This is a genomic window from Kordiimonas sediminis (assembly GCF_014656395.1).
Classification (GTDB): domain Bacteria; phylum Pseudomonadota; class Alphaproteobacteria; order Sphingomonadales; family Kordiimonadaceae; genus Kordiimonas_A; species Kordiimonas_A sediminis.
Map to the genome: position 1 here is coordinate 720,820 of NZ_BNCI01000001.1, position 19,064 is coordinate 739,883.

Consider the following 19,064-nt stretch of genomic DNA (forward strand, 5'->3'; position numbering starts at 1 on the left):
TTAACCTCCAGCCATTTTCTTAAATACTTCATCCGGTGTACCCGCATGAACCGTCTGACCCTGATTGAGCATTACAAGCCGGTCTGCCAGACGCAGATGACTTGGTCTATGGGAAACCATAATGATTGTTTTCTTGCCTTTCAGTGCCTGCAGCGTCTCCATCAGGGCCTTGTCACCCCGATCATCCAGTGCATTGGCAGGCTCATCCATCAACAGGATGGTCGCATCGGCAATATAGGCGCGGGCAAGAGCAAGCTTTTGCCGCAAACCGGAATTAATCTGCCAGACATTCTGGTCACCAACCCGTGTGTCAAAGCCTTGTGGCAGATTTTCCACATCTTCAAGCACGCCAGCCATCTGACAAGCCTTACGCAGATCATCATCACTGGCCACCGGATTACCGAGGCGAATATTCTGGGCAATCGTGCCGTGGAACAACTTACACTGCTGCGGTACGTAGGCCATCGACCGGCGCAGTTCGGCCGGAACAATCTGGCGGATATCAACACCGTCGATAGAGATGTGACCAGCCTGCGGTGATTGCAGCCCCAGAAGCAGGCGCAAGATCGAGCTTTTTCCAGAACCGTTAGAGCCGGATATTGCAATAAAGTCCCCCGGATTAGCCCGGAACCCCACACCCAACAGCGCAGGTTCCCCCTGCTGGGTATATTTGAAAGACACCCGAACAAATTCAATTGCGCCGTGCCATGCACGCTGCACACCTGATGTCTGGTTATTTGGCTTCGGTTCTTCGCGCAGACGCATCAGATTGTTAATCTGCGAGATAGACACTTTCGCCTGTTCTGCGCGGGCAAAAGTCAGGAATAAATTCTGGATTGGTGACAATATACGCCACGTCAATGCCATAGACGCAATAAGCGCACCGATCGTAATTTGCTCACTGATCGCCATATGCAAGCCAACCGCCAGCGTTACAATGCCGGACAAGGTCATAATCGCAGATGCCAGTGTCTGAAACAGGAAGGATATCTGCGCTGCTTCGTGCGATGTTACCGCCGCGTCGGCGGACAATTTACGGTACCGCCGGTTCCAGACGTCCTCAACTGAGGCTTCCTTGATTGTCCGCATATTTGAAATGCTTTCCACAAGGAAACCGTGCCTGCGCGCCCGGGCAATACTGGATTTTTTCACCAGTTTGCTCATCTTCGGGGTAATGATAAACCATGCAATTGCATAGAGTATAGCCATACCGAGCGGCACTAGGGCAAGCGGCCCTGCAATGATGCCCAGCACAATCAGGAACATCACAACAAAGGGCAGTTCAAATCCGACAGTTACTAGTAAACTGGTGAATAATTCACGCAGGCTGTCAAAGTCTTTTAGTTTGGACACCTGATCCCCAAGCGATGCCATTTCTGTCATCGCAGGCGGGAGATTAAGAATTTTCTCAAACGCACTAACTGCAACAATATTTTCAACCCTGCCGCCAACATACGCCAAAAGTCTTGCGCGCAGTATTCGGAACCAGAAATCAAAAATAAAGGCGATCCCCATACCAACCGACAGACTGAGCAAAATGTCAGTAGCCCTGATCGGAATAACCTGATCGTACACACCGAGAATGAAGATCGGCACAGCAAGCGCCAAAACATTCATAAAGAAAGTAATAAGAAGAATACGGCGCATGGACGGACCAAACCGCCACACCACATCCATAAACCAGTTCGCAGAAGGCGCTGGCTGCGCTTTCACGCCTTCCTGACGATCTTCAAGCTGCTCAACAAAATAGCAGTGCCCCTTGGCACCCAGATCCGTCAGCAGAACTTCTTCACCCGTCTCACCGCTGTGCGCCCGTATCTGATCCTGCTCCCGCGACAACAGGACAAACGGCTGGTTATCACTGTCTACAAACAGGCAGGGATACAAACGGTCGTCTACAGATCCCAGTACACGGCTAGTGGATTCCTGAGTAGGATACCCCAGAACCGCCATAACATTCTGAATTTCGCTTAGATCAAGCGTATCGGCAAAATGCGGCAGTGCCTCAAAAAATTCTCTAAGCGAACCGCGCCAATACAAAGCCTTCAGCCAGGGAAACAAACAACCGGAGAAAGCAGACTTGGCTTCAAAACTGCCGTAGCTGCCCTGTCTCAGGGCATCGGCCAGCATGTCAACATTGCCTGTGGACAGGCGTGGTCCTTTATCCTTCTTGTTCAGGGACTGTGCGTCAATGGTCATGCGTCATCCCCTTTTTTGTCTGTAGGTTGCGCCTGCGTATCTTCTGCACCCTGCACCGTCTTGGCCGGCGCCTTAGTGGATGCGGATAAATCTTTTTGTATAGACGGCGTCACTTCAAGAAGCTCCCCTTCTTTCAGGGTAAATTTCCTGTCAGCCATATTCAGAAGCGACGGACGGTACGTCACCAGTACGATGCCGGTATTGCCGTGCAACTGGTTTAATACTTGTTTTAAATAAACCTCGCCCGCCTGATCAAGTGCTGAGTTCGCCTCATCAAACAGGATAAAACGCGGTTTCAAAGCAAGTGCCCGTGCAATGGCAACACGCTGGGCAACGCCGTGCGGCAGAGTGTTCGCCGCGGCTTCGCCGACGCGAGTTTCGTACCCGTCTGGCATACGGGCGAAAATCTCATCAAGGCCAAGCCATGACGCAATCTCAAGCGCATCGTTAAGATGCTCTTTCGGCCGGAAGAATGTCAAATTCTCCAGAATTGTGCCGCGCATCAGGACCGGCTGTGACGGTAGATACGCGATCTGCCGTTTCACAGTATCAAGATCAAACTCGCTCGACGGGCTGTTATTGACCAGCAACTGCCCTTCTTCTGGATGTAAACGCCCCATCAACAGATGCAACAGCGCCGTCTTGCCGGAACCGTTCTCACCCTGAATACCGATCATCTCACCCCGTTTGATATCAATGGAGGCATTATTAATGACCATCGGCATGGTATCGTTAAACCTGAAAGAAGCCTGATCAAGCGTCAGTGTTTCCACATCTTCAACCCTGGTGCCGGTTGATGTCCGCTCCAGCGGCAAATCGTCAAGGTCGCTTAATTTCTCTTCTGCAACCAGGATAGACTGATACTTGGTCCATAAATTTAGGACCCTCAGAACAGGCTGGATCGTACGCCCTGCAAGCAAAGTACAAGCAGCCAAGCCACCAATTGAAAGTTCTTCATTGATGATCATCATGGCACCAAAAGCAACCGTCAGTACAATCGCCAACTGCCCGAAAAAGCCAGAGATAGACTGGCCAAGTGTGGCCAACATGTTCACACGGTGGCCAGCATCAACGTTATTTTCCATCAGGCGTTCGTACCGGCGAAGCATCAAGGACTCCATCGCCAGCCCCTTGACCGTATGGATACCGCCCAGCGTTTCGATGATGAAATTATACCGCCTGTCATCCCAGACACTCCGGTCCCCAATAGCATCACGAAGACCGCGACCAATCCAAATGGCAAGTATCCCTGCCAAAATCAGCAACACCACCGGTACAACAACCAGTGGGCCAGCGATATATGCAATCAAACCAAGGAAAATAAGGACAAAAGGCGCATCAATCAGCGCAATAGACGCCTGGCTGGCATAAAAGTTCCGAACGGCCTCAACCCCTGCAATCCGGTCCAAATGATGACCAGCGGGGACTTCTTCAACTGACTCAAGCTTGCTATCCAGCAACTTGGTCAAAGCATGTGACCCTGCCTGATGCTCAAACTTCGCACCTGCCCAGCCTGTCAACCAGGCACGAGCAACCTTCAGCAGAATTTCCAGAAGTAAAACAACAACAATACCAATAAAGAGGTAAGTAAAGGTTTCGGTCGCTGAATTTGGAATAATCCTGTCATAAACCTGAAGAGTCATCATAGGCAATGCCAAGGACAACAAGTTTATAAACAGTGAACTGACTAAAACACTGGACCGGTTTAACGGAATATAGTGCCGCCACAGATTTTTCAGATCATCAGAGACATCTCTGCCCTGCTTATCAGATTCATCTGATGGTACGTCTTCTGGCGCTTCCACTGAAGTATCTGCCATTTTTCCCATACTCATTTATCGATAACACCCCAAAATCGACACTTTTCAAACCCCTGTTTATATTCTGAAAACTGTCAAGAACTTTACCTGCATAGCATACTCTCGGTCCTATAATGCAAGGGAAATCCTGCATGGGCCCAAAAAACACTCTGACCGGGTCAAGGCCTTATGTAAATTGAAACTTTTTAAAATTCTAATTAATTTTTAAATGATCTTTGTGTTTTTTTTAATAGAATTACTCCATAGTGTGAACTGGAATAAAAAGAGTGATTCCATTTTCGGAGTCATGGTACAGTTGTTTAATAACGAGTAAATATAGGTATCGGGATTAATAAAGTGGCTGATGAGACGAATAAAAACCAGAATGAAGACCTGAACAAAGATCAGAATCTGTCTCAGGAAGAACTGTCTCTGCGGGATGAAGTAGCTCCTGCACCGCAGACTGATGCAGAGTTGTCTGAAACTCAGGATCTCGAACCAAACGACGATACCAGTATCCCATACGCGCACACAGGGTCTAATCCAGTTGGTGACGCTGAACGCAGTGCGGCTATCGAGCCTACAGACACCCTTGCAGGTGGCGAAGAGCGTGACGAAGTAGAAGATCGCCCGGAAGGTACATCAGAAATTGTACCGGAACCAACCCCACGCGAAAACACCTATTATGAAGATGAAGACATCCCGGTCCAGCCTGTTACCACTGAGCTGCCACTGGTTGATGTCCCTGCAAGTGACATTGATTTAGAGCAAGGGATCGACCGGGAAGAAAGTCAGGAGGAAGAGCCACAGTTCCGCTCTTTCACAACATCAGAATTTTCAGAACCTGAACCAGAACCTGAGCCAGAACCTGAGCCAGAACCTGAGCCTGAGCCAGAACCTGAGCCGGAGCCAGAGCCAGAGCCAGAACCAGAGCCTGAACCTGAGCCGGAGCCAGAACCTGAGCCAGAGCCAGAGCCAGAACCAGAGCCGGAGCCAGAGCCGGAGCCGGAGCCTGAACCTGAGCCGGAGCCAGAACCTGAGCCAGAACCAGAACCTGAGCCAGAGCCTGAGCCAGAACCTGAACCTGAGCCAGAGCCTGAACCAGAGCCTGAGCCTGAACCAGAGCCAGAGCCTGAACCAGAGCCTGAACCAGAGCCTGAACCAGAACCTGAGCCTGAACCAGAACCTGAGCCAGAACCTGAGCCTGAGCCAGAACCTGAGCCTGAGCCAGAACCTGAGCCTGAGCCAGAACCTGAGCCTGAGCCAGAACCTGAGCCAGAACCTGAGCCTGAACCAGAGCCTGAACCAGAGCCTGAACCAGAGCCTGAACCAGAGCCTGAACCTGAGCCAGAACCACAACCTGAGCCGCAGCCAGAACCACAACCTGAGCCAGAGCCGGAGCCTGAGCCAGAACCTGAGCCAGAACCTGAGCCAGAGCCTGAGCCTGAGCCTGAGCCAGAACCTGAACCTGAGCCAGAGCCAGAACCTGAGCCTGAGCCAGAGCCGGAGCCTGAGCCAGAGCCGGAGCCGGAGCCAGAGCCAGAACCTGAGCCTGAACCAGAACCTGAGCCGCAGCCAGAACCACAACCTGAGCCGCAGCCAGAGCCACAACCTGAGCCGCAGCCAGAACCACAACCTGAGCCGCAGCCAGAGCCACAACCTGAGCCGCAGCCAGAGCCACAACCTGAGCCGCAGCCAGAGCCACAGCCTGAGCCAGAACCTGAGCCGGAGCCGGAGCCTGAGCCTGGACCGGACCCAGAACCGAATCCAGAACCGGAGCCTGGACCAGAGCCTGAGCCAGAACCTGAGCCTGAGCCAGAACCTGAGCCATCGGATAAATCCGATAAGTCGGATAAATCCGATAAGTCAGATAAGTCGGATAAATCCGATAAATCCGATAAGTCTGATAAGTCTGATAAGTCTGATAAGTCTGATAAGTCTGATAAGTCTGGAAAATCTGACAAGGACGATGAAGGCAATGACAATAATGGTCACGGCAATAACGAAGACGGAGTTGATAGTAGCAATCCCGGCAAAGGTGGCCCAAGCGATGATGGCCCAGACGATGAGATCAAGGGCGGTCAGGAAGAAGACCAACTGTTCACTTTCGAAGAAGGCGACGGAACCGTGGTCGGCAACGAAGGCGACGGCTGGACTGATACACTTGACGTGTCCGGCATAGAGGGTGCGGGCGCACCATCAAGCTGGACCCTAAGTCTGGACGAAGGGCAGGTCGTTGAAGTAGGCGATACCTACATTGAGTTGACCCAGGACGCGAGTGGCACCCTGACTACCGAAGATGGTACAACCATTGACTTTGAAAACATTGAGGCAATTACCGGGAACTAGTGCAGGTACTATATGTTACCCCTGACCGGTCGTGATGGGATAAGGCATTAAAAACGTGGCCCAACAGCTAACACAAGATGATGTCAGCAGGCTTTTGATAGATGCCAATATCCTTGATACACGCTATCATACACCAAATACATGGGCTCCTCTTGGTCGAGAGGAGTCCAATTTTATTTGGAAAGCCCAAAACACATCGGGGCAGGATATTGTCATTCGCGTACCAAAAAAACCGCGCAGCAGAAACGCAACTGCTAGTGAAACCTATAATCAAAGACTGGCAGCCGCACATGATCTGGGCCCCCATGTTCTTTTTAGTGATTCAGAAACCGGTATATTGGTCAGCGACTTTCTGGACGGTAAAACCATCACCCCGGGCGACTGTGCGGTCCCTTCAATCCGCAGAGATATCCTTCTAGCAGCTAAAAAACTGCACAAACTGCCGCACACATTTCAGCATACACATTCTTATTTAACAGGGCTTAGGAAACGGGCACAAACATATCTTGATAGCACTGCGCCGTCCTTATCCCTGCAGGTGGACCAGCATACCGCCTATACGTATCCTCTGGTCGAAGCACGCATCATACAATTAACCAAACTTCTGGAGATTAACAGGCCTGCAAACTGCCCCTGTCATTCTGATCTGGTTACCCACAATATTCAGCAAAGGAAAGACGGCACCATCCAATTCATAGATTGGGAGCTCTCTGGCATGGGGGACCCCCACGAAGAAGTTGCAAACTTTCTCTGGTCTGCCACGCTTTCCACCTCTGATCTGCGAGAGGCGCTTGACGTATATTTTGCGCCAGACGACTTTTTTGGTCGCGCCCGCACAGTCCTTTTTCTTGGCATTATCCCTTTTGATTGGGTCCTTCGTCACGGCCTGAAAAGCCTGGAGCCTGACCTAAGCTTAAAGGCCAGACAATCAGCCAGAAAACGCCAAAAGCGCCGCTTTCGGGAAGTCTGTGACATGCTGTCTCTACAATCCTTCGCGCGGGCACAAACGTATCTGGAAAAACGGCCAAAACCCTAGAGGAGGACCCTACCGGCGAGCTAACAGATCCACCGTCTCCACTAAGCGTTTCAAGTCTCTTGGTTCAGATAATCTGTGATCACCGCCCGGCACCAGAATGATATCCACATCCCCGTAAACTATAGTATCTGCAATATCAAGGGCGGTCTGCCACGGCACGTCTGGATCGTCGGTGCCCTGTATCAGTCTGACCGGAAAATCCAGATGCAGTGGCGATGCAAGCACCCGGTTCCGGTACCCGTCATCAAACAGTGCCTTGGTAAAAACATAGGGATCAGGGCCATAGTCGCTTTCAATATAAACCCGCCCCTTGGTCAGAACATCCTGTTGTTGATCAGGCGATAGCTCTGCCCAGTGGCGCCCGGTAAAATCAGGCGCCGCAGCGATCCCTACTAGCCCGGCCAGCCGCCCCGGCCGCACCTTCGCCAGTAGCAAGGATATCCAGCCGCCCATAGACGACCCCACAAGGATTTGTGGCCCCTCCGTCAACTGGTCAAGAACAGCCAAAGCATCCTGCGCCCACAACCCGATTGTACCGTCAGCAAATGCACCGTCCGATGCCCCGTGCCCCTGATAGTCAAACCGCACAAATGACCGACCAGCGGACAGGCAGTATTCCTCCAGCGCCAGGGCTTTGGAGCCTTCCTTGTCGCTCATAAAACCGCCCAGAAAGATCACGCCCGGCCCTTTGCCGCGTATCTGATTATAGGCGATACGTGTACCGTGTTTTGTTTGCAGAAATTTTTCTGACGTCATGCCATCCCTTTCGCGTCCGGTGGAACTTTTTTGCAATATGTGTCCATTTATGACCAAACATGCCGAAATCGACACGGAATTCAATCAAAAACACAGGCGAATTATTGACTTCCTGCCGCCACAGGGGTAATGCCGCAAGTTCAGGTTTTTTATGTAAGCAAGGATACATATCATGAGCGATACTGCTGGTAACCCTTCTCCGGTCAATTTGCGCCTGCCAGATGGTAGCGTGCGCACCTTTGATGGACCGGTAACGGGTACAACACTCGCCGAAGATATTGGTCCGGGCCTCTTGAAAGCAGCGCTTGCCATCTATGTTGATGGTGAACTCTGGGACCTCTCTCGCCCTATTGAAAAAGACAGTGACGTTGCCATCCTGACAAAAAAGGATGAAGCCGCGCTGGATCTGCTGCGCCACGACTGCGCGCACGTGATGGCCGAAGCTGTGCAGGAACTGTTTCCGGGTACACAGGTTACTATCGGGCCAAACATTGAAGATGGTTTCTTCTATGATTTCGCCCGCGATAAACCCTTCACCGAAGATGACCTTGAAGTCATTGAAAAGAAGATGCACGAAATCATCGGCCGGGATGAAGCAATTGAGCGCGAAGTCTGGGACCGAAACGAGGCCATCGACTATTTCAAAAAAATTGGCGAGCACTATAAAGCCGAAATTATCGCTGATCTGCCTGACACAGAGACAATCACTGTGTACCGACAGGGTGAATGGCTGGATTTGTGCCGTGGCCCGCACTTGCCGTCCACTGGTAAACTTGGTGATGCCTTCAAACTCATGAAAGTTGCTGGTGCATACTGGCGCGGTGACAGCAAAAACGAAATGCTGACACGGATTTACGGGACTTGCTGGGCCGACAAGAAACAGTTGAAAGCCTACCTGCACCGTCTGGAAGAGGCGGCAAAACGCGACCACCGCAAACTGGGCCGCGAAATGGATTTGTTCCATCTGCAGGAAGAGGCACAAGGGTCTGTTTTCTGGCACCCACAGGGCTACACTGTCTGGCTGCAGCTTGAAAACTATATCCGTAATCGCCTGAAGGATGCCGGCTATCAGGAGATTAAAACACCACAACTGCTGGACAGTAAATTCTGGGAGCAGTCAGGCCACTGGGAAAAATTCCGCGAAAATATGTTTGTGGTACCCGACGAAGTGCCAAGCACAGATGAAGGGGCACCAATTGTCTCCGCTGATGCCCGGTTGATGGCGCTGAAACCAATGAACTGCCCAGCGCACGTTCAGGTCTTCAAGCAGGGTATTAAAAGCTACCGGGATCTACCAATCCGCTTTGCCGAGTTTGGCTGCTGTCACCGGAACGAAGCCCACGGTGCCCTGCACGGGTTAATGCGTGTGCGCCAGATGACACAGGATGATGCCCACATTTTCTGCCGTGAAGACCAAATCACATCAGAAAGTGTTGCCTTCTGTGATCTTCTGTCCAGCATCTATCGTGATCTGGGCTTCCCTGACTTTAAAGTGCTGCTGGCGACCCGTCCGGATGTACGCGCAGGAACGGACGAAGTATGGGACCGTGCAGAAAAGGGCCTTGAAGAAGCTCTTAACACCGCCGGCATTGAATTTGATTATGCACCAGGCGAAGGTGCCTTCTACGGCCCTAAACTTGAATTCCACCTATCTGATGCGATTGGTCGTACCTGGCAGTGCGGCACACTCCAGCTGGACTTTGTTCTGCCGGAGCGCCTTGACGCTACCTACATTGGGGAAGACGGCTCAAAACACCGCCCTGTCATGCTGCACCGGGCCGTGCTTGGAACGCTTGAACGCTTCCTCGGCATCATGATTGAACATTATGCAGGACGACTGCCGCTGTGGCTGGCACCGACTCAGGTCGTTGTTGCAACCATTACCCAGTCTTTTGATGCATACGCGCAAAAAGTAGTGGACCAGTTGGAAGCCAAAGGTATGCGGGTAAAAATTGACCTGCGTAACGAGAAGATCAACTATAAAGTCCGCGAACACAGCCATGCCAAAGTACCGGTCATTCTGGTTGTCGGCCAGCGCGAGATGGAACAAAATCAGGTTAGCGTGCGTCGCCTTGGGTCAAAAGACCAGACGGTTGTTGATCTTGATACCATCGTCACTGAACTTTCAACTGAGGCAAAAATGCCTCAAGGATAAGCTTTCCCTTTGAAGGTGATAAAAAATCTTCGCCTTCAAAGGCGTTCGCGTCTATAGTAGCGAACGATTCGGGCAAATGCCCAGAAAAACAAGAGGAGATATGAACATACGTAACGGGAGATTTGCGGAACCCCCCAAAACGGACGGACCGCGTGTAAATGATCAGATCAGAGTCCGAGAGGTTCGTCTGATTGGTGCCGAAGGTGAAAATCACGGCGCTGTGTCAATCGATGAGGCAAAAAGACTGGCAGCTGATGCCGGCCTTGATCTAGTAGAGATTAGCCCCAACGCATCCCCACCGGTATGTAAAATCCTCGACTATGGCAAGTATAAGTACGAGCAGCAGAAAAAAGCCTCTGCGGCACGGAAAAAGCAAAAGACCCAGGAAGTTAAGGAAATCAAGATGCGTCCTGGCATCGATGTCCATGACTATCAGGTCAAAATGAAGAAAATCCATCAGTTTATCGGCAATGGCGACAAGGTTAAGGTAACCATCCGTTTCCGTGGTCGTGAAATGGCGCACCAGGAACTGGGCATGGAAGTTCTGACCCGTGTTGGTAGCGAAATGGAAGAAACCGCTAAAATCGAGGCCCGTCCAAAGATGGAAGGCCGTCAGATGATTATGGTTATCGCGCCGAAATAAGCGTGTCTCTATGATAAACACACGAAAAGCCGTTCCTGCAGAGCGGCTTTTTTATTGCCCTTCGCATACGGAATCATGCCGACTGTACCAGCAGTCAGTTTGAAATGCGTTATCTATTAAACAGCCGCCCCGGCGCTGACCGCGGCACCTGTTGCCTTGACACGATAGCCGCCATGCACAAGCGCTTTTGCCTGCCGTGCCCATAGTCGCTTGCGAACGCTATAGACTTTTCACAAGCTTCCATCACAGGATTTTCAGTTGCCAACCAGTCTTTTAGTAGCAACAATGATTGAAAAATCAGGAGGAATGCGTGCGCGATCTAGCCGCCATTGAAACATTTTGCCGGGCCATCGAAGACGGAAACCTGACACGTGCCGCCAACAGCCTGCATATCACCAAATCGGTTGCCAGCAGACGTATTCGCGCCCTTGAAGACAGTTTGGGCGTTAAGCTTCTGAACAGAAACACGCGCGGTGTGACACCAACCGACGAAGGGTTGGTCTATTATGAACGCTGTACAAAAATTCTTGAAGACCTTGAAGAAGCCGGCCAGGCAATCCAGCAGACGGAAACACACCTGACCGGCACACTGCGCATCACCGCTCCCTTTGATTATGCCAACCTGCACCTTGCGGAACCTATGTCAGCATTTTTGGCACTACACCCCGACCTGAAACTGGAGATGCAATCAACAGATGCCAAAACTGATATAATAGCCGGTGGCTTTGATATGGGCCTGCGCATAACCGGCGATCTGGTTGATAGCAGCCTGAAAGCACGTAAAATAGCACCGGTACATTCACATGTTCTTGCCAGCCCAGACTATTTAAAACAGCACGGCACCCCACAGCACCCAGATGACCTGAAAGATCATAACTGTATCTTTTATTCAAATATCTCCGTATCTGAACAGTGGCGGTTTCATATGGGCGGCACAGGAACCGAGAGCGTTCGGGTAAAGGGTCGTATCACCGTTAATTCTGGTATGCTGCAAATGGCAATGGCCCGGAACGGGCTGGGCATCGCTGCCCTGCCAGATTTTTTCTGCCACCGCGCGATTGAAAGCGGGGAACTGGTTACCATTCTTACCGACTATCCCCGTCCAGAAATATTTCTCTACGCCTTATATCCTGAAAGCAAGCACAGTCAGGCAAAAGTCCGCGCGTTGATTGATTTTCTACTGGAATGGAACAAAACCCATAGCCATAATATCGATGGCAGCTACTCCTAGATACCACTCGATACGGCTGCCGTTATTGTTGCGTTTTTTGCAACGCTGTATCGGCTATTTGCCCTCTTTTGTTTCATAAACAAACGTCTATCTTCACCTTTAACAGAAAAATGCTGTGCGAAAGGCTGCAGGCCAAACGCACACCAGGACAGAAAGGATAGGATAATGGGATTATTGATAGACGGCACCTGGCACGACAAATGGTATGACACCAAGGTAAATGAAGGCCGTTTCAAGCGTAGTGAGAGCCAGTTTCGCAACTGGGTTACAGCGGACGGAAGTGCCGGTCCAAGCGGTGAAGAAGGCTTTAAGGCTGAGAAAGGCCGCTACCATCTGTATGTGTCCTATGCCTGCCCCTGGGCGCACCGCACCCTGATTGTACGGGCCCTGAAGGGACTATCTGATTTTATCAGTGTTAGTGTCGTCGCACCGCTAATGCGCGAGAACGGCTGGACGTTTGATAAGAGCGGCGACAGCACAGGTGACGATCTGTACGGCCTTCAATATCTGCACCAGATTTATACCAAAGCCGACCCAAACTATTCGGGGCGGGTAACAGTACCGGTTCTGTGGGACAAAAAACGCCAGACAATTGTATCAAACGAGTCGTCAGAAATTATCAGAATGCTGAACAGTGCCTTCGGTAGTCTGGGTGCGACTGGACCTGATCTATCCCCTGAAAGCCGCATGCAAGAGATAGACACCCTGAACGCCCGCATCTACGACAACGTCAATAACGGTGTGTATAAAGCTGGTTTTGCCACCAGCCAGACAGCCTACGAAGAAGCAATCTCGCCCTTGTTTGAAACACTGGACTGGCTTGAAAAAGAACTAGACAGCAAGCGCTTTCTGCTGGGAGATACGTTATCAGAGGCTGACATACGTCTCTTTACCACCCTGATACGGTTCGACCCCGTGTATGTCGGTCACTTCAAGTGCAATCTTAGAACGCTTGAAAGCTATGAAAACCTCTGGGCCTACACCCGTGATATCTACCAGCAGTCTGGTATTCGGGAAACTGTCAACATGGACCACATCAAAGGTCACTATTATGCCAGCCATACCATGATCAACCCAACAGCGGTCATCCCGGCAGGACCTATACAGGACCTGGACGCTCCCCACACCAGACACCAGCTGTAGCGATAAGGAAAGCACATGACCATACGATCTATTATCAGCATTATGCGCGCCCATACCCAAAACGAAGGGGCTGGCGCAACCGTTCACCGGACTGTCGGTGCCCGCGGCTTGATGAACCTTGATCCTTTCCTTTTATTGGATGAATTCGAACTGAAGGCAGGAAAAGGGGGATTCCCAAACCACCCGCACCGCGGCTTTGAAACAGTAACCTATATGCTGCAAGGCGCCATTGAACATAAAGACAACAAGGGAAACCAGGGCATTATCCGCGCCGGTGACGCCCAGTGGATGACGGCCGGACGCGGGCTTATTCATTCGGAAATGCCCAAGAGCACTAACGGGGAGACTGTCCACGGCCTGCAATTATGGGTGAACCTGCCTGCTGCCAATAAAATGGATGCACCGCGATATCAGGATGTAGTCGCATCAGATCTGCCGCAGGTCACAGAAAAAGGGTTCACCGTCAAGGTTCTTTCAGGCACGTATGCCGGACAGACCGGCCCTGTATCGGGGCTTGTTCTACAACCACAATATCTCGACATAAGGGCAGAAAGTGACAGTTTATTTGAGCACACACTGCCAACATACCATCAAGCCTTTATCTACGTTTTAACCGGGTCCGTCCGTATCGGTAAAAGTGAAGGACTGGCGCGAGATCTGCTGATTTTAAGTGAGGGCGACACGGTATCCCTGAATGCCCGTGCCGGCACCCGGTTCATATTAGTATCAGCAGCAAAAACCGAAGAGCCGGTTGCCCGGTATGGTCCATTTGTTATGAACACTCGGGCAGAAATTGAACAGGCTATCACTGACTATAATTCTGGCAGGTTTTAAAAGACCACAGTGACCACTAACGCCTTAGCTCTACATGCAAAAAGGACCCCATATGGGGTCCTTTTCACTATCTATGTAACGTTTTCTAGCGCAGGATAGAGCGCAAATGACGAGCTGCAAAACTCAGTTTAGCAACCGTCAGCGTGCCCGATGCATTCAAGTCATCTACCAGACGAGACGCACGGATAATCCGGGTTTGCTCTTGCTTGAGCCACGTACCGGTCGCATCTTCCGCTGTTTTCTTACCAGCATTTTGACAGACTTCCATCACCAGTGCGCGCTGCTGGTCTGCCAGATCCTCGACAACCGAGCGAATGGCAAGGCCATCCCAGTGGTCGTCAGCGGCGATGCGGTCTGACCGCTGGATCAGCCAGTCAAAGCCAATTGCATCCCCCAGCGAGAAATAAACCTCAGCCGCATAATCAACGGACTTCTGTGTTTGATCCGCGACAGAAATGATATCCGCACCAGAGCGCAAGACTTCAAAACCCGCCACAAACGTTGCAAGGGCGTGTGGTACGCTTTTCTTCTTGAAGAAGTCGCGCCGTGCAACAAACGCCTTTTGTACCGGACCACTTAGAATATCTGCACTGATGTTAAACAGCTCATTCACTGATGGCTTATATTTGGCAACAACCTCACTGATCTTGAACGGATGCGGCAGGTTTCTAAGAACCCACAGCACCTGGCTTTTCAAACTGGCTGACAGGCTTTGGTGCATTTCATACTGAACATCAGAAGATACCTTATAGTCCAGATCATTAATCGCATCCCAGCGGTCCTGCAGGCTATATATCTCCCGCACGGCCACGAAGGCTGCAACAATATCTTCAACACCCAGACCGGTTTCTTCCTTAACCTCATAGACAAAGGTCAGACCGCCCCAGTTCACTACCTCGTTTGCCAGTACGGTTGAGATAATTTCACGCCGCAGCTGGTGATCGCCAATGCCGTCCGCATAGGCTTCCCGCAGATCGGTTGGGAAACCCCATTCAAGTTCAGGGCGAAGCACATCATCATCAATCAGTTGACTGCGTTCCAGAATAGTCTGCAGGGACATTTTCGCATAGGCCATCAAGATCGAGATTTCAGGCCGCGACAATCCCTTGTCATTTGCAGCAAGCTCGGAGAACCCTTCATCAGACGGCAGGTTTTCAATCTCACGATTAAGGTTGCCATCCCGCTCCAATGCCCGGATCAACCCAAGATGATTTTCCCGCGCAGAGTTTGCCTGCCGTTCAGCAAGTGATATCGCCTGTGTCTGGAGGTAATTGTCAGACAGAACAATGTCACCAACCTGATCGGTCATTTTCACCAACAGCGTATTGCGGTCTTCGCGGTTCAGTTTCTTCTTCGACATTATGTCCGCCAGAAGAATTTTGATGTTCACTTCCTTATCGGAACAGTCAACACCCGCGCTATTGTCGATAAAGTCCGTGTTAGCACGACCACCTTTGCGGCAATATTCGATACGGCCACGCTGTGTCATACCAAGGTTACCGCCTTCGCCGACAACACGGTATCTAAGTTGGCTACCCGTAACCCGGATCGCATCGTTGGCGCGGTCGCCAACCTGAGCATCCGTTTCCTCAGATGACCGAACATAGGTACCGATACCGCCAAACCACAGAAGGTCTGCTTCGGCACGGAGGATAGCATTGATCAATTCGGTCGGCGTCATCTGTTCTTTGGTAACGCCAAGCCATTCCTGAATTTCTTTCGAAAGCTTGATCGACTTATCAGCACGGGAGAAGACACCGCCACCCTTGGAGATCAGTTTGGTGTCATAATCATCCCAGCCGGTCCGCGGCGTATCAAACAGACGTTTCCGTTCAGCCCATGCCGCATCCAAATCGCCTGGATTTGGATCGATAAAGATATGCAGGTGGTTAAAGGCTGCCTTCAAAGCGATCGTTTTAGACAGCAGCATGCCATTCCCGAACACATCACCGGACATGTCGCCAACACCCACAACCGTAAACGGATCTGTTTGTGTATTGATACCAAGCTCCCGGAAGTGACGCTGAACACTAACCCATGCACCACGGGCAGTGATACCCATTTTCTTGTGGTCATAGCCCTGCGACCCACCGGACGCAAAGGCGTCATCAAGCCAGAAACCATGATCCTGCGAAATACCGTTCGCAATATCCGAGAAGGTCGCCGTACCCTTATCTGCAGCCACAACCAGATACGGATCATCACCGTCCCGGCGCAGAACCCCTTTCGGTGGTACGATTTTACCTGCCTTGATGTTATCGGTCAGTGACAATAGTGTCGTAATGAAAGACCGGTAACAGGCAATACCCTCTGCCATAAAGGCTTCGCGGTCACTGATTGGTGGCAGGTTTTTAGGATAGAAGCCGCCCTTCGCACCCTGCGGCACGATAACAGCGTTCTTCACCTGCTGCGCCTTTACAAGGCCCAGAACCTCTGTCCGGAAATCTTCCCGACGGTCAGACCAGCGCAGGCCGCCACGGGCAACAGGACCACCACGCAAGTGAACACCTTCCACCTGTGGTGAATAGACCCAGATTTCGGCATATGGACGCGGCAGTGGCGCTTCTTCGACCAATGTAGAGCGGATCTTGAAGCCAAGCGCACGCTCATCCACATCTTCGAGCACACCTTCCTGATAATAGTTGGTACGCTGCGTTGCCTTGATCACATCAATATAGGCGCGCAAAATACGGTCCTGATCGAGGCTTTTCACGCTTTCAAGCGCTGCAATGATGTCTTTTTCAATGGCCGCGGCATCTGCATCACGGGACTTGCCTTTATAGGCAGGGTCAAACTGCACCTTGAACAGTTTCACCAACAGCGACGCCAGGTCACTATTGTCGACCATACAGTCCGCGATGTAATCCGGCGTGTAGCCCATACCAAGCTGACGCAGATATTTGCCGTAAGCACGCAGAACCAGAATTTCATTCCAGGTCATTGCAGACTTGATCACCAGCTCGTTAAAGCTGTCATTCTCGAGGAAACCATCCCACACACGCTGTGCCAGGTCTTCAACCAGTGGCTTCAGCACTTCGAATTCAAATTCGATGCCGTCAGCACGGTGCAGGGTAAAGTCATGGATGTGTGCGCCTGACTTGTCCGCCATTTCATAAGAATGCTCGCCAAGAACCATAAATCCAAGATTTTCCAGGACCGGCATACAAACACTGAGCGGTATCATATGTTGACTGTGATGGATTTTCAGACGGTAGCGATCTGGCCCGTCAGCAAGGTGCCGGTAGAAATCGACCCGCATCTCGTCTGTGCCTTCCAGCTCTTCAAGTTTGGCAATATCATAAGCCGCCTGCGCAGGCGTGAATGCCTCACGGTATGCCGCTGTAAACCGGTCTTTATACTCAAAGTTCAGCCTATTACCGACTTCCTCGCCGTTACGCTCTACAAGGTTCTGACGCAAACGGTCAGACCAACCAAGTGCTGCTTCGGCAATTTTCTCGTTAATTTCGCGCGGGTCAACTTTTGGCACCTCGCCCGGCTTGGTCCGGATGATAAAGTGCCAGCGTGCAAGCGGATTATCTTCCAGCTTCGCATAGTAAACCGACACTTCACCATTGAAAGCCGCACACAGAATTTCTTCAACCGCGATCCGCAGGCCTGAATTATAGGTCTCCCGCGGGACGTAAACGAGGGCTGAAACAAACCGTTCAAACCGGTCAGGACGAATGAAGGCCTTTGGCCGCGGACGTTCAAGTAGCTGAATAACGCCCATCGCCGTGTTATACATACGGTCTTCGCTGATCTGGAATAATTCATCCCGCGGGAATGTCTCCAGAATATGATTGAGTGCCTTCCGGGCATAGGTACGGTCCTGGAACAACGCCCGCTTATTAACCGCTTCCACCTTTTTCCGCAAAAGCGGGACTTCATGCGCAAACTTGGAATAAGCCAGTGACGTGAAAAGACCGATGAAACGCCGTTCGCCGACAGCTTTGCCGTCAGCATCGAAAATTTTCACACCGATATAATCCAGGTGCGACACCCGGTGAACCGTCGACTTTACGTTCGCCTTGGTGATAATGACCGGCTCAGGCTGCTTCAGGAAATGCATGATCTCCGGCGACATAGGGGTCAGACCGTCTTTATCGCGCAGGACATTACGGTCCTTATCGCGCAGAATTCCCAGACCAGAACCCTTCACCTGCGAGAATGTAAACTCGCCTTTGTCATCTTCGAAAGTATATTCCCGGAAACCAAGGAAAGTGAAATGGTCCGCACCAAGCCAGCGCAGAAAGCGAATGGTTTCATCCACATCATCCTGATCAAGTGGCGGCGGATTAACGGTCAAAGACGCCACAGTTTCATCAATCTTCGCCAGCATGCCTTTCCAGTCGCTTACAGACAGGCGGACATCGGCAAGGACCTCTTCCAGCGTTGTCTGGATCGTTTTCAGCACCTTGGCATCTGACTGTGAGTCAATCTCGACGTAAATCAGACTTTCATTTTTGCCGTTCTTGCCACCGATTGATAAAAGATTACCTTTGTCATCACGCTCTACACTGAGAATAGGGTGATGCATCATATAGATGCGGCTACGCAGGGAAACAGCAAGGGCACCCGTGATCGAATCAACAAGAAACGGCATATCATCATTGATGATCTGGATAGTCGTACAGTCACCCTTCCAGTCAGCGACTTTACTACGCATGTTCAATAACTGCACATAGGCTTTACCGGGCTTTCTCTTCTTGAAGGCGGTAAAATGCTCCTGCGCAATGGCGAACAGTTTGTTGATATCATCATTAATCAAATCATCCGGAGTCGATTCGAAATAAAACCCATCAGCAAATGACTGGAAGAGCTTGAGCTCGTCGCCGGAAAAGGCTTTTTTTGCCAACGCCTCAATCTCTTTCAATGTAGTTGCTCTGGTACGGTTTGTAGTCACTGGACTATCCCTTTGT

At 51.1% G+C, this 19,064-nt stretch carries 11 protein-coding genes; 7 read left to right on the forward strand and 4 right to left on the reverse strand.

The window, feature by feature from the left end; all coding sequences use genetic code 11:
- Together IE181_RS03200 and IE181_RS03205 are read right to left on the reverse strand one after the other, a co-directional pair.
- Positions 1-2,199: a peptidase domain-containing ABC transporter gene (locus IE181_RS03200; RefSeq protein ID WP_191250100.1), complete on the reverse strand. Its 2,199-nt coding sequence runs from the start codon at positions 2,197-2,199 to the stop codon at positions 1-3.
- Positions 2,196-4,019 (reverse strand): peptidase domain-containing ABC transporter, encoded by a 1,824-nt coding sequence (locus IE181_RS03205; protein WP_191250101.1) that lies wholly within the window; start codon positions 4,017-4,019, stop codon positions 2,196-2,198. The genes IE181_RS03200 and IE181_RS03205 overlap by 4 nt, the downstream gene beginning before the upstream one ends.
- A gap of 336 nt (positions 4,020-4,355) precedes the next feature.
- Here IE181_RS03205 and IE181_RS03210 point away from each other — a divergent pair, with 336 nt between their 5' ends.
- Entirely contained in the window at positions 4,356-6,347 is a 1,992-nt protein-coding gene (locus tag IE181_RS03210; protein ID WP_191250102.1) for a hypothetical protein, read from the forward strand.
- 55 nt (positions 6,348-6,402) lie between these two features.
- The gene (locus IE181_RS03215) at positions 6,403-7,383 is read left to right on the forward strand and encodes a phosphotransferase (protein WP_191250103.1); all 981 of its coding nucleotides are present in this window, start codon (positions 6,403-6,405) and stop codon (positions 7,381-7,383) included.
- A gap of 9 nt (positions 7,384-7,392) precedes the next feature.
- Here IE181_RS03215 and IE181_RS03220 read toward each other — a convergent pair whose 3' ends face one another.
- A complete protein-coding gene (locus tag IE181_RS03220) occupies positions 7,393-8,139 on the reverse strand; it encodes an alpha/beta fold hydrolase (RefSeq protein ID WP_191250104.1) in 747 nt (248 codons plus the stop codon).
- A 172-nt stretch (positions 8,140-8,311) separates the two neighbouring features.
- Here IE181_RS03220 and thrS point away from each other — a divergent pair, with 172 nt between their 5' ends.
- The 5 genes from thrS (at position 8,312) to IE181_RS03245 (ending at position 14,145) form a co-directional block, all read left to right on the forward strand.
- Positions 8,312-10,294, forward strand: coding sequence for a threonine--tRNA ligase (gene thrS / locus IE181_RS03225; RefSeq protein ID WP_191250105.1), 1,983 nt, complete (start codon positions 8,312-8,314; stop codon positions 10,292-10,294).
- Between the two features lie 100 nt (positions 10,295-10,394).
- A complete protein-coding gene (infC, locus tag IE181_RS03230) occupies positions 10,395-10,937 on the forward strand; it encodes a translation initiation factor IF-3 (protein ID WP_229819117.1) in 543 nt (180 codons plus the stop codon).
- Between the two features lie 310 nt (positions 10,938-11,247).
- On the forward strand, positions 11,248-12,168 hold the full coding sequence (locus tag IE181_RS03235) for a LysR family transcriptional regulator (protein WP_191250107.1): 921 nt from the start codon (positions 11,248-11,250) through the stop codon (positions 12,166-12,168).
- A gap of 165 nt (positions 12,169-12,333) precedes the next feature.
- The gene (locus IE181_RS03240) at positions 12,334-13,311 is read left to right on the forward strand and encodes a glutathione S-transferase family protein (protein WP_191250108.1); all 978 of its coding nucleotides are present in this window, start codon (positions 12,334-12,336) and stop codon (positions 13,309-13,311) included.
- Between the two features lie 15 nt (positions 13,312-13,326).
- Positions 13,327-14,145 (forward strand): pirin family protein, encoded by an 819-nt coding sequence (locus IE181_RS03245; RefSeq protein WP_191250109.1) that lies wholly within the window; start codon positions 13,327-13,329, stop codon positions 14,143-14,145.
- Positions 14,146-14,230: 85 nt separating this feature from the next.
- Here IE181_RS03245 and IE181_RS03250 read toward each other — a convergent pair whose 3' ends face one another.
- Positions 14,231-19,048: an NAD-glutamate dehydrogenase gene (locus IE181_RS03250; protein ID WP_191250110.1), complete on the reverse strand. Its 4,818-nt coding sequence runs from the start codon at positions 19,046-19,048 to the stop codon at positions 14,231-14,233.
- Positions 19,049-19,064 lie beyond the last annotated feature (16 nt).

Coding starts and splice junctions, on each gene's coding strand:
- IE181_RS03200 (WP_191250100.1), bottom strand. CDS start 2,199: ATGACCATTGACGCACAGTCCCTGAACAAGAAGGATAAAGGACCACGC.
- IE181_RS03205 (WP_191250101.1), bottom strand. CDS start 4,019: ATGGCAGATACTTCAGTGGAAGCGCCAGAAGACGTACCATCAGATGAA.
- IE181_RS03220 (WP_191250104.1), bottom strand. CDS start 8,139: ATGACGTCAGAAAAATTTCTGCAAACAAAACACGGTACACGTATCGCC.
- thrS (WP_191250105.1), top strand. CDS start 8,312: ATGAGCGATACTGCTGGTAACCCTTCTCCGGTCAATTTGCGCCTGCCA.
- infC (WP_229819117.1), top strand. CDS start 10,395: ATGAACATACGTAACGGGAGATTTGCGGAACCCCCCAAAACGGACGGA.
- IE181_RS03240 (WP_191250108.1), top strand. CDS start 12,334: ATGGGATTATTGATAGACGGCACCTGGCACGACAAATGGTATGACACC.
- IE181_RS03245 (WP_191250109.1), top strand. CDS start 13,327: ATGACCATACGATCTATTATCAGCATTATGCGCGCCCATACCCAAAAC.